This window comes from Caballeronia novacaledonica, assembly GCF_900258035.1.
Taxonomy (GTDB): Bacteria; Pseudomonadota; Gammaproteobacteria; order Burkholderiales; family Burkholderiaceae; genus Caballeronia; species Caballeronia novacaledonica.
Window position 1 is genome coordinate 128,261 of the sequence record NZ_OGTP01000009.1, and the last position, 11,043, is coordinate 139,303.

The window sequence follows — 11,043 nt, forward strand, 5'->3', positions numbered from 1 at the left end:
GCCGGTCACGCATGACGACGCTCGACGAAGTCCATGCGCTGACCCACGCGGGCTCGCTGTTGTCGCCGGGCGGCGAGATCGTCGCGCCGTACGATCTCGAAGTCGCGCACGCCCACGTTTCCGGTTTCTCCGCCTTGCCCGCCGAGATTTTGAACGCGGGCCGCTCGCCCTTCGATGCGGACTATGCGCGCGCGAACCGCGTGCATCTCGTCAACGCATTCGGCGTCACGCTCGGCGATTCGATCATCGGGCTTTCCGCGCTCTTCGCGGTGAAGCGGCTTCATCCGCATCTTCGGTTCACGATCTGGCGTCCGGCGCGCGCGCCACGCTACGTGCAGCGGCTTTACGCGCTCGCCGCGCCGGCTCTCGGCGATATCGCCGATTTACCCGCGCCGCTCGCGAGCCTGCCCGCGAACGCGCTCAGGATCGACATCGGCAATCAGCTTTTCTGGCCGCGCTTCGCGTCGATGCCGATGATCGATTTCTTCCTCTGGGCGATGGGCGTCGCGCCCGAGCGCATCGCCGCCGCCGGCAAGCGCAACCGATGGCTCGCCGAAATTCCGCTGAAAAAAATCGAAAGCGAGCCTTACGCGCTGTTCTGTCCGGACGCGAGCACGCCGGTGCGCAGCATTCCCGCGTCGATGCGCGCGCAGATCGTCGCGCGGATCGCGGAGGAAACCGGCTTGCCGGTGCTCGGATTCGGCGCGGTGGATCATCCGCGCTATCGCGACATCGCGCCGCTTTGCATCGACACGGACGATTTCCTCGCGTGGATCGGACACGCGCGCTATCTGGTCACGGCGGATACGGCCGCGCTGCACATCGCGGCCGGCTTCGACGTGCCGACGACCGCGTTTTTCACGACGATTCCCGCCGTCATGCGCGCGCGGGATTACGCGCACTGCGTCGCGGTCGAATTCGACTTGCCGCATCTGCAAGGCGTGCACGCGAGCGCGCGTCCCGCCGATCTCGAAGCGCTCGAACGCGTGTATCGCGATTACGACTGGCGCGCGATGCCTTTTGCGCGCGAGGCGTCGCTTAGTTCGGCTTGCCGTTCACCTGAAACGAAGGCAATCGCCCATACAACTCCGCGACCCAGTCGATGAACACGCGCACGCGGCGCGGCTGATGCCGGTTCGCCGCATACAGCACCGACACCACGCGCGGATACGACGGATATTCCCGCAGCACTTCCGTGAGCGCGCCGCTCCTGATGAGCGGATCGAGCGTATAACTCGAACTCTGGATCAGGCCGAGTCCCGTCACGCCCGCGGCGATGTACGAATCGCCATCGTTCACGGCGATCTTGTGCTTCATCGAGACAATGCGCGTTTCGCCATCGACCACGAATTCCCAGTTGCGCACGCGTCCCGAGTTGTTGAGCACGTAGCCGACGGCGAGGTGCTGGTCGAGGTCATCGAGCGATGTCGGCTCGCCATGCTTCTCGATGTATCCCGGCGACGCGCACGTGATCTGCGTATAAGCGCCGACGCGTTTCGCGACCAGCCCGACGTCGCCGACCGCGCCCACGCGCACGACGCAATCGACCGCTTCCTCGACGAGATCCACCTGCCGGTCCGTGAGCACCAGTTCGACGCCGATATCCGGATACGCCGCGAAGAAGTCCGGCAGCGCGGGAATGATCGTGTTCTTCGCCATCACCTGCGGCAGGCTCACTTTGACGTTGCCCTTGGGACTGAGCTTCGAATGCGAGAGCGACGCTTCCATGTCGTCCACTTCGCCGAGCACGCGCACGCAGCGGTCGTAATAGGCTTCGCCGTCTTCGGTGATGCTGATGCTGCGCGTCGTGCGATTGATGAGGCGCGCGCCGAGATGCGCTTCGAGCGCCTGAAGCGTGCGCGAGACGCTCGCGGGAGGCAGGCGCAGGGCGTCGGCGGCTTTGGAGAAACTGCCCGCCTCGACGACCCGCGCGAAGACTTTCATTGCAAGAAAGCGGTCCATGCTCGGGTTCCGGAAACGTGATCGCGCGCCTGCGGCGGCGCGCGCGAAAGGAGAGCGTGAGTTTTCAAGCGACGATCATACTTGGGAACGCCTGCGCGCGCGTCCAAACCGGGCACGCCTGTGACTCAGAGCCCGAGCCCCTGACAGAGCCAGCCCGAGTAGTGCTCGATCATGCGCTGAAACGGCGCGTGATGACCGTAAGCGATGGACGACACGGCGAGCAGCCCGCATCCCGCGGCGTACGCGCGCGGCATCGTGCGCGGCGGGTCGAACACGCGCGCGAGAAAGAAGGCGGCGATGACCGCGCCGAGCACCCAGCCCGCGACGACTTCCGCGGGCGTGTGCGCGTCCTGCATGATGCGGCTCGCGCCGATCGCCGCCGCGAGCGCGAGTCCGCCCGCCGCGCCCAGCCGATACCAGCCGCCGCCGAGCGCGCCGAACAGCAGTCCGCCCGCGACCGTATAGATCGATGCGGCGAGCATCGTGTGACCGCTGATCATGCGCAACTGAATGGCCGCGAGTTCGACGCCGCAGCCGGCATAGAGAATCTTCGAGAGACCGACGAGCGCCATGCCGATCGCGAGCAGGATCGCCCAGCGCAACGCGAGACGCGCGTCCACGGTGCGCAGCCACAGCGCGCAGACGAGCGCGAGCGGCAGCAAGAAAGCCGCGTCGCCGAGATTCGAAAGCGTCCAGAGTACCTTTGATTGCATGCGTGTCCGTTATAGGTCTCGCGGGCTTTTTCGATCCCGCTATGACGTGTCGCCCAGCTTTCGGCGGCCGGCCATCCGGTATTCGGTCGGCGATATCGACAGCCGCTTGCGGAAAATCTTCGCGAGGCCATCGCCGCTGCCCGCGCCGCAACGCCGCGCGATCTTGTCGACAGGGAGATCGGTCGCGGCGAGCAACATGCAGCTCGCGTCGAGCCGCGCGCGCAACAGATACTCCGACGGCGTCAGCCCGATCTGCGCCTTGAAGCGGCGCAGGAAATTGCGCTCGCTCATCGCCGCGACGCGTGCGGCGTCGGTGATCGAAATCTGCCGCACGTAGTTCTCGCGAATCCAGCGCGCGGCCGCGTCGATCTTCTGGCGCACGCCGCCGGTTTCGGTGTCGTCGAGCACGGTGGCGAGTCTTTGCCACGCGCCGGGAATCGAGCGCTCCGAGACTTCACGCGCGAGCGCCGCGCCGTGATCGCGCTTGATGATCGACAGCGCCGCCGCGATCGGTCCTTTCGGATCGTCGAGCGTGAGCGTTTGCTCGGCGATGAAAAGCGGGTTCGCCAACGCGGACGCTTGCGCGCGCTGCCCGGACTCCTCGCTGAAATCGAGCGAGCGGTTTTGCACGCCGAGATTGGCCGCGGCGAGAATGTGCGCGCCTTCGCCGATCGCCTTGATGAACGGAATCTTCGGCGCGACGCGGCCGAGCCGCTTTCTCAGCACGGCGTCGTTGCGTGCATGACGCGCGCCCACGCCGCCGGCGATGAAGAGCGCGTCGCACTCGTTCATCCAGCGCGTTTCGAGCCCTTCCGTCCAGATGCGCATCGAGCACGTGCTCGCCACGCTGCCGCCTTCACTCGATAGAAACCGCAGCGAATAGTTCGGCGCTTCGGCGTGCTCGCCGGCGTCGGCGGGCAAGCGAACCTGATTCGCGACCGAGAAGACCTCGGAGATCGAACTGACTTCGACGAGCGAAAAGTCCTCGAAGATCAGAATGCCGATCCGTTTTGCCGCGCTGGCCATATCGGCGGGCGGCGTGTCGGACGCAACGTCGCGCACGACCTGAAGCCTTCCCGAACCATTGGCGTACACCATCGACTTCTCCCCTGTGCGGACCGGCGGGCGTTGTCGCGCCTTTTCCGGGCCGGTCCATGAAGGAACGCAAGTAGCGGGAAAGTGAGCTTACATGGCTCGAACTATACGCGGCGCCCGACAGTCGCCGCGCCCCGAGTCCGAAATTGACGAACTGTTGGCAGATGATCTCGGTACGCGAGCAAGAGGCTCACGCGCGCCCCGTCTTCCGATGAAATCGGGCGATGTGTCTTCGACAGAAACTGCGGCGATCGCGCGCCGTTTGTCCAATCCGCGCCCGTTTTTGCGCGGATCAGCGGAAATAGGCTTTGGTGTTCTCGTGCACGTCGTCGCGGGCGAGCAATTCGTCGGGCAGGAGCCATCGATAGTCGCTGTGCTGATCGAAGCGGCCGATCGGCACTTTGCCGCTCAGCGTCATCGCGTAGGCGAGCACGATGTAATGCGTGCCGATGTCCTCGGCGCCCGCGAAGTTGTCGTCGTACAGATGCTCGTACACGCCGAAGAAACGCGAGGCCGATCGCTGCGCGCTCGCGACGCCGAGCTCGTTATGCACAACGCGCCTGAACGCGGCGTCGAGCGATTCGTTCTTGGTGATGCGTCCGCCCGGCACGAACCACGTGCCCTGCGCCGGCCGGTTGCGCCGATGTCCCACGAGAATGCGCCGGTTGCCGTCGGTGACGATCAGGTCGATCGCCACGAGCGGCGCGAGCCGCACGACCGTCAGAAAATCCGCGTTGCTCAGCATCGTTGCTCCGTGTTGGCCATCGGCAACGCAAACGATGCCGCCTGCGTCATCGCATGACCGTGCGCGCGGCCACGCGCCGAGGTGCATTGTCCGAAGGTCGGCGCACGCCGATTCTCACGACTGAAACAAGCAAGGCTGACAACCTCGGCCGTCACATGCCGCCGCATCGACGGCAAACTTGACCGGTTTGGAAGTCCGTCCCGCGCGAGAAAATCATCGCGACGAAAATTGCGAACGTGCGCGCGAAATGGCCGGCATTCGACCGAAGAATGCAATAGTCCGTTTGGTCAATTCGACAATTAGTGTCACAGCGTGCGCCGCCGCAAAATGACTAATCGATGGCGGACCGGGACAGTCGCCATCTCCCGCGCGCACGCGGGTTGGGCGCCGCGCATCGCATATTGCGGCACAGCAATTAACCTCATATGAAAATATCGCATTATGTCCTTGAATAAAATCAGAATCGGTTAATTGAAAATGGCGCGATTGCCTGAAATCGGATTAACTGAAAATCAGCGCGATATAACGAACGATCTAATCGAACTTTTAAATCGATTGCCGGAATGCCGATTACAGCCGGTTCCCAAATGTAACTGCAAACCCAAATTTTTCCGATTTAACGGATACGAACGTCCGCTTTTGCATCGTTCGATGTTTCAAATTTGAATCAATTTATTTGATCTGACATAACCAGCGAGGCTCCCTTGGACCGTGCGGGACCGCCGCGCGGGGCGCCGCGGGCGGGTGAATGTCCGATCTGGCGGCACGGCATTCGATTTGCACTAACACAGTCGAACCAGGTTTGTATGACAAATAAATTTCTCTTATCTCCGCTTTGAAAACGGCTATCCTGAATTGGGGAGGGATTTCAATGTGCGCTCACCCTCACATCGGAACAGATTCTGTGGTTTAAGCGCGAAAATCTACAGCGCAAAAAAGATTGTCTGCTTATTATTCAAACCAGCGGATCGATTCCGCCAACACTTCGTTCCAATCGGTCACGGCAACCCGGCGAAGTTCGGGAAAGTCCATTGATGCGCCGCAATGGCCGAGAAACTCTCCGCGCCTTCCAGGATGCAAAGCTGCAGAGGATGACCATGCCTTACGCCACGCTAGAACCCGCCGTCATGGGGTGGACCCCTCCGACGACGAAAGCCTCGCAGACCGAGGTCCGCCAGATCGCGATCCTGCTGTTCGACGGTTTTTCCCTGCTCGGCGCGGGAATCGTCGCAGAGGTTTTCCACATGGCGAACGAGTTCGCGTCGGCGAAGTCGCGGCCGGACTGCAGCTACGACGTGCGTTTTCTGTCCGTCGAGGGCGGCAACGTGGCGTGCTCGTCGTCGGTGCGCGTATGGACGGACGGACTGGACGCGCGCCACTACGGCGGCTTCGACGCGCTTTTCGTCGCGGGCGGCCGCGGCGCCGACGATGCCGCGAAGGACGATCGCATCATCGAATGGCTGCGCCGCGTGCAGACGAAGACGGCGGTCGTGCGCGGGATCTCCGAAGGCCGCAAGGTGCTCGACGCCGCCGGCATCGGCCAGTCGCAGGACGCGCAGGCGCGCCTCGGCAACGCGATGCATCTCGTGCGCGACGAGCAGCAGGGCGACGGGGGCGACCGCTACGAGTCCATGAAGGGCGCGCTTCTGATCGTGAAGCGCGATCTGGGCATCGACGTGTCGCGCAGCGTGGCCGAGCGCCTGATGCCCGGCTCCGCCGCGAAACTCGTGTCGATTCTCGGCGACAGCGGCGCGGCGTCCGCGGGCGACAAGATCCGCGCGGCGGCGCGCTGGTTGCAGGACAACTGCGAACGGCCGATTTCGGTCGTCGATGCGGCGCAGGTGGCCGCGATGAGCGAGCGCAACTTTTTGCGCCGCTTCAAGATCGAGATGGGCATCACGCCATCCGATTATTTGCTGCAGGCGCGCCTCGCCGTGACCTGCGCGCTTCTGACGGATTCGGAATTGCCGGTCGACAAGATCGCGCGCAGAAGCGGCATGGGCAACGGCGACCGGCTCGCGAAGATTTTCCGCAAGCGTCTGCTGATCTCGCCGACGGAGTACCGGATGCAGAGCAGGCGCGAGGCGAACGGCTGACCCGCGCGAAGTGTGACGTGGGCCGCTGTGGCGCCGACTATGGCGTAAAACGTCGGACCTTTGGCCGGACCTGATCGGTCCGGCACTTAATCATTTCCCGGACGGCAACAGCGTTCGAAAGAATTGCAGGCAGGAGTCCTCTATGACGAATGAAGCACGCACGAAAGGTGGAGTGGAGCAGGGAGCAGCAGGTGTGGAGGCGGGCCCGGCCAGGTTGGCCGGGCCGTGCCGCCGCCTCGTCCCCGTGATCCTCGCCGGCGGCTCGGGCACGCGCCTGTGGCCGATGTCGCGTGAACAGTTCCCGAAGCAACTGATCGGCGTCATCGGTCATGACTCGTTGTTGCAGGCGACGGTGGCGCGGCTGAAAGACTTTGCGGGCGACTTCAAGGTGGATGGCGAGCCGATCATCGTGTGCGGCGAGGAGCATCGTTTCACGACGGAAGAGCAGACGCGCGAGAGCGGCGTGGCCGCGCGCATCATCGTCGAGCCGGCGCGCCGCGACACCGCGCCCGCGCTCACGCTCGCGGCGCTCGCGGCGGTGAAGGACGGCGAGGACGCGATCATGGTCGCGATGCCGGCGGATCACTCCATCGCCGACATTCCCGCGCTGCATCGCGCGATCGCGATCGCGGCGGAACACGCGGAACGCGGCGTGATCGCGACGCTCGGCATTCCGCCGACGCGCCCCGACACCGGCTTCGGCTACATCCGTCTGGGCGGCGCGCTCGGCGACGGCGCGCACGAGATCGACCGTTTCGTCGAGAAGCCGGCCGCCGAACTCGCTGCGCAATACGTTGCGGCAGGCACGTACTGGTGGAACAGCGGCATCTTCATCGTGCGCGCGAGCGTGTGGCTCGCGGCGCTGAAGCAGCTCAACGCCGACATGCACGCGGCCTGCTCGGCCGCCGCGAACGAAGGCGCCGACGACGGCAAGTTCTTCCGCCCGGAGGCCGCGCAATTCGGCCGCGCGCCGTCGGATTCGATCGATTATGCCGTGATGGAGCACATCGGCACGCCGAGCAAGCCGTGCGACGGCATCGTCGTGCCGCTCGTCGCGGGCTGGTCGGATCTCGGCTCGTGGGACGCCGTGTGGGACGCGATGGACAAGGACGAGTCCGGCAACGTCGCGAGCGGCCGCGTCGTGTTCGAAGGCGCGACGTCGAGCTATGCACGCTCCGAAGGCGGACGGCTCGTCGCGTGCGTCGGCACGACCAACGTGATCGTCGTCGAGACGGACGACGCCGTGCTCGTCGCGGACCGTTCGCGCGTGCAGGACATCAAGGGGCTCGTTGCGCGCATCCGCGAGCAGCATGCGCCCGAAGCGGACGCGCATCGCAAGGTGCGCCGTCCGTGGGGTTTCTACGATTCGATCGAGCATGGCGAGCGTTTCCAGGTGAAGCGCATCGTGGTGTCGCCGGGCTCGAAGCTGTCGCTGCAGATGCATCACCATCGCGCGGAGCACTGGGTCGTCGTGTGCGGCACGGCGCTCGTCACGCGCGGCGAAGAGCAGTTCCTTTTGAGCGAAAACGAATCGACGTTCATTCCGCTCGGCGTGCGGCACCGCCTGGAGAACCCGGGCAAGGTGCCGCTCGAGATCATCGAGGTGCAGTCGGGCAGTTATCTCGGCGAAGACGACATCGTGCGCTTCGACGACACCTACGGGCGTCATTGAGCGCTTGCAGGGCAACGGCATGACGGTTTGTGGCAACTGACTTCTTTGCAACCGCTTTCATTCGAAAAAGACGGGCTAACGCGAGGAGGAGACTGAAGCGTGCGGTAAAGGGCTGATTGCGTTCGGGGAAAAAAACATGCGCGATTTACAGGGATTGCTCGCGCGCCTGTTCGACGTCGTGATGATCGTCGGCGGTGCGGCAGTGGCGTCGCAAATCAGGTTCGAGTACATCGAGGCTCATGCCTATTCGGTGGCGTTCGTCGCGTTCGCGGCGGCGTTCTCGCTTGCACTCTTTCCGGGCTTCGGCGTCTATCAGTCGTGGCGCGGCCGCAGCAAGCTCCAGCTTGCCTGTCAGGTCTCGCTCGGCTGGCTCGTCGTGCAGGGCTGCGCGCTCGCGCTGATGTTCTCGCTGCATCGGCTCGACTACGTGTCGCGCCTCTGGTTCGCCTACTGGACCGCGATGTCCGGCGGCCTCATGATCGCCGGGCGTCTCATCACGCACGCGATCCTCGCGCACATGCGCCACGCCGGCCTGAACCTGCAGCAAGTGGCGATCGCCGGTTGCGGCCGACATTGCGATGCGATCCTGCGCAAGATCGAGCGCTCGAAGGACTCGGGCTTTCGCATGCGCGCGGCGTTCAACGCGGCGCCGTCGAAGGCGCGGCTCAACACGCGCGTGCCCGTGTACGACGACTTCGACGCCTTCGTGAGCTTCGTGCGCACGCAGAACGTTCACGAGGTCTGGCTCGCGTTGCCGCTTTCCGAAGAGCGCACGATCCTGCGCTTCGTGAACGAATTCCGCGACGATCTGCTCAACGTGCGCTTCATTCCCGACGTGCGCAGCCTCGCGCTCTTCGAAAGCGGCGTGACCGATCTGCTCGGTCAGCCGGCGATCAATCTCGTCGCGTCGCCGCTGTCGGCGTCCGCGCAGTTGCAGAAGGAACTCTTCGACCGCGTGTTCGCGCTCGGCGCGATCATCGCCGTTTCGCCGGCGCTGATCTGTATCGCGCTCGCGATCAAGCTCACTTCGCGCGGGCCCGTGTTCTTCCGGCAACGCCGCAAGGGCGCGGATGGCCGCGTCTTCACCATCTACAAGTTCCGTTCGATGCGCATGCACACGGAACAGGCCGGAGTGCTTCGCCAGGCCACGCGCGACGATCCGCGCGTGACCCGAGTCGGAGCGTTCCTGCGCCGCACCAGCCTCGATGAGCTACCGCAGTTCTTCAACGTTCTGCGTGGCGACATGTCGGTCGTGGGCCCGCGTCCACACGCGCTCGAACATGACGACCTGTATCAGAAGGTCGTATCGGGGTACATCCATCGTTACCGGATCAAGCCGGGCATCACCGGCTGGGCTCAGGTCAACGGTTTTCGTGGAGAAACGGATCGGATCGAAAAGATGGAAGGACGCGTCGCTCACGATTTGTACTACCTGGGTAACTGGTCGTTCGGACTCGATATGAGAATCATCGCCGCAACGATCTTCAAGGGACTACGCCACACCAACGCTTACTGATGCAGGGGACGACCATTATGCACAACCAACAACAACCGGGCACCACCTCCATGGCCGCCAACACCAACGTGTCGCGTATCTTCCGCCTCACGAGCCTGGCTGCGGCAGCTTCCATCTCCGTGATCCTGACGGGTTGCGGGCTCGCGCCGGGCATGCACATGGAAAAGCCGGCCGCGCTCGTCGAGACGTCGAACGATCAAGGCGATCCGGCCACCACGACCAACATTCCGATCACGACGATCGACGCCGCGCTCGTGAAGAAGATGCGCACCACGCAGCCTTCCGCGGCGACCGATCCGAACGCGTCGCTCTACGGCAAGCCGGCGCCGTACAAGCTGGGCGTCGGCGACGTGCTGCAGATCACGGTGTGGGATCACCCCGAACTCGTCGCGGCGCTCGGCCAGCCGGCGAACCAGACGCGCACGTCGGATGCCGCGCCGGGCTTCGTCGTCGATGCGGACGGCAATCTGCAATTCCCGTACGTGACGCGTTCGCTGCACGTCGCGGGCAAGACCGAGACGCAGGTTCAGCGCGAGCTGTATTCGGAACTCTCGAAGGTTTTCGTGAAGCCGCAGGTGACGGTGCGCGTCGCGTCGTTCCGTGCGTCGCAGGTGTATATCGACGGCGACGTGCGCACGCCGGGCTCGCAGCAGATCAACGACATTCCGATGACGCTCACCGAGGCGATCGGCCGCGCGGGCGGCTTCGCGACGACGGCGGACCAGAGCCGCGTGACGCTCATCCGCGATGGCGTCACGTACAACATCAACATGGCCGGCATGACGGCGAAGGGCCGCAGCCCGTCGGACATCATGCTCCGTCCGGGCGATGCGCTGCGTGTCGATTCGCGCGACGAAAACGGCGTCTACGTGATGGGTGAAGTGACCAAGCCCGCCACCGTGATTCCGATGCGCAACGGCAAGCTCACGCTGTCGGACGCGATTTCGCAGGCGGGCAGCTTCAATCCGGAAACGTCGGACCCGCGCGAGCTGTACGTGATCCGCAACGGCCAGACGGACAACCCGGAGGTCTACAAGCTCGACGCTCGCTCGCCGGTGTCGATGCTGCTCGCGAACAACTTCGAGCTGCAGCCGCATGACGTCGTGTACGTGGACAACAACGGGCTGGTCCGCTTCTCGCGCGTGCTGAACCTGCTGTTGCCGGCGATCAACGCGGGTCTGACGGCGGCCGTGCTGACGAAGTAACTGGCTTGAAAGCAGGTGTTTGACCGGCGCGCGCGGGGG

General features: G+C 64.3%; 9 protein-coding genes. 5 read left to right on the plus strand and 4 right to left on the minus strand.

The annotated features are described in order from the left end of the window. The first annotated feature begins 11 nt into the window (after nt 1-11). Nucleotides 12-1,106, plus strand: a complete 1,095-nt coding sequence (locus tag NOV72_RS15395) for a glycosyltransferase family 9 protein (protein WP_106855463.1) — start codon at nt 12-14, stop codon at nt 1,104-1,106. Here the strand turns inward: NOV72_RS15395 and NOV72_RS15400 are convergent. From NOV72_RS15400 to NOV72_RS15415, 4 genes are all read right to left on the minus strand, one after another. Beyond that, nucleotides 1,039-1,962: a LysR family transcriptional regulator gene (locus tag NOV72_RS15400; RefSeq protein WP_106855464.1), complete on the minus strand. Its 924-nt coding sequence runs from the start codon at nt 1,960-1,962 to the stop codon at nt 1,039-1,041. The genes NOV72_RS15395 and NOV72_RS15400 overlap by 68 nt on opposite strands. A gap of 125 nt (nt 1,963-2,087) precedes the next feature. After that, the gene (locus tag NOV72_RS15405; RefSeq protein ID WP_106855465.1) at nt 2,088-2,675 is read right to left on the minus strand and encodes a phosphatase PAP2 family protein; all 588 of its coding nucleotides are present in this window, start codon (nt 2,673-2,675) and stop codon (nt 2,088-2,090) included. A gap of 39 nt (nt 2,676-2,714) precedes the next feature. Then, nucleotides 2,715-3,773 (minus strand): GlxA family transcriptional regulator, encoded by a 1,059-nt coding sequence (locus tag NOV72_RS15410; protein WP_106855466.1) that lies wholly within the window; start codon nt 3,771-3,773, stop codon nt 2,715-2,717. Nucleotides 3,774-4,062: 289 nt separating this feature from the next. Continuing rightward, nucleotides 4,063-4,515: a GDP-mannose mannosyl hydrolase gene (locus NOV72_RS15415; protein WP_106855467.1), complete on the minus strand. Its 453-nt coding sequence runs from the start codon at nt 4,513-4,515 to the stop codon at nt 4,063-4,065. A 1,097-nt stretch (nt 4,516-5,612) separates the two neighbouring features. Here NOV72_RS15415 and NOV72_RS15420 point away from each other — a divergent pair. The 4 genes from NOV72_RS15420 to NOV72_RS15435 all read left to right on the plus strand — a co-directional run bounded on the left by NOV72_RS15420 (nt 5,613) and on the right by NOV72_RS15435 (nt 11,004). Then, the gene (locus NOV72_RS15420; protein WP_106855541.1) at nt 5,613-6,611 is read left to right on the plus strand and encodes a GlxA family transcriptional regulator; all 999 of its coding nucleotides are present in this window, start codon (nt 5,613-5,615) and stop codon (nt 6,609-6,611) included. Between the two features lie 142 nt (nt 6,612-6,753). Further along, a complete protein-coding gene (locus tag NOV72_RS15425; RefSeq protein ID WP_106855468.1) occupies nt 6,754-8,283 on the plus strand; it encodes a mannose-1-phosphate guanylyltransferase/mannose-6-phosphate isomerase in 1,530 nt (509 codons plus the stop codon). 136 nt (nt 8,284-8,419) lie between these two features. Beyond that, nucleotides 8,420-9,799, plus strand: a complete 1,380-nt coding sequence (locus tag NOV72_RS15430; protein ID WP_106855469.1) for an undecaprenyl-phosphate glucose phosphotransferase — start codon at nt 8,420-8,422, stop codon at nt 9,797-9,799. Nucleotides 9,800-9,849: 50 nt separating this feature from the next. Then, nucleotides 9,850-11,004, plus strand: a complete 1,155-nt coding sequence (locus NOV72_RS15435) for a polysaccharide biosynthesis/export family protein (RefSeq protein WP_106855470.1) — start codon at nt 9,850-9,852, stop codon at nt 11,002-11,004. Nucleotides 11,005-11,043: the final 39 nt, after the last annotated feature.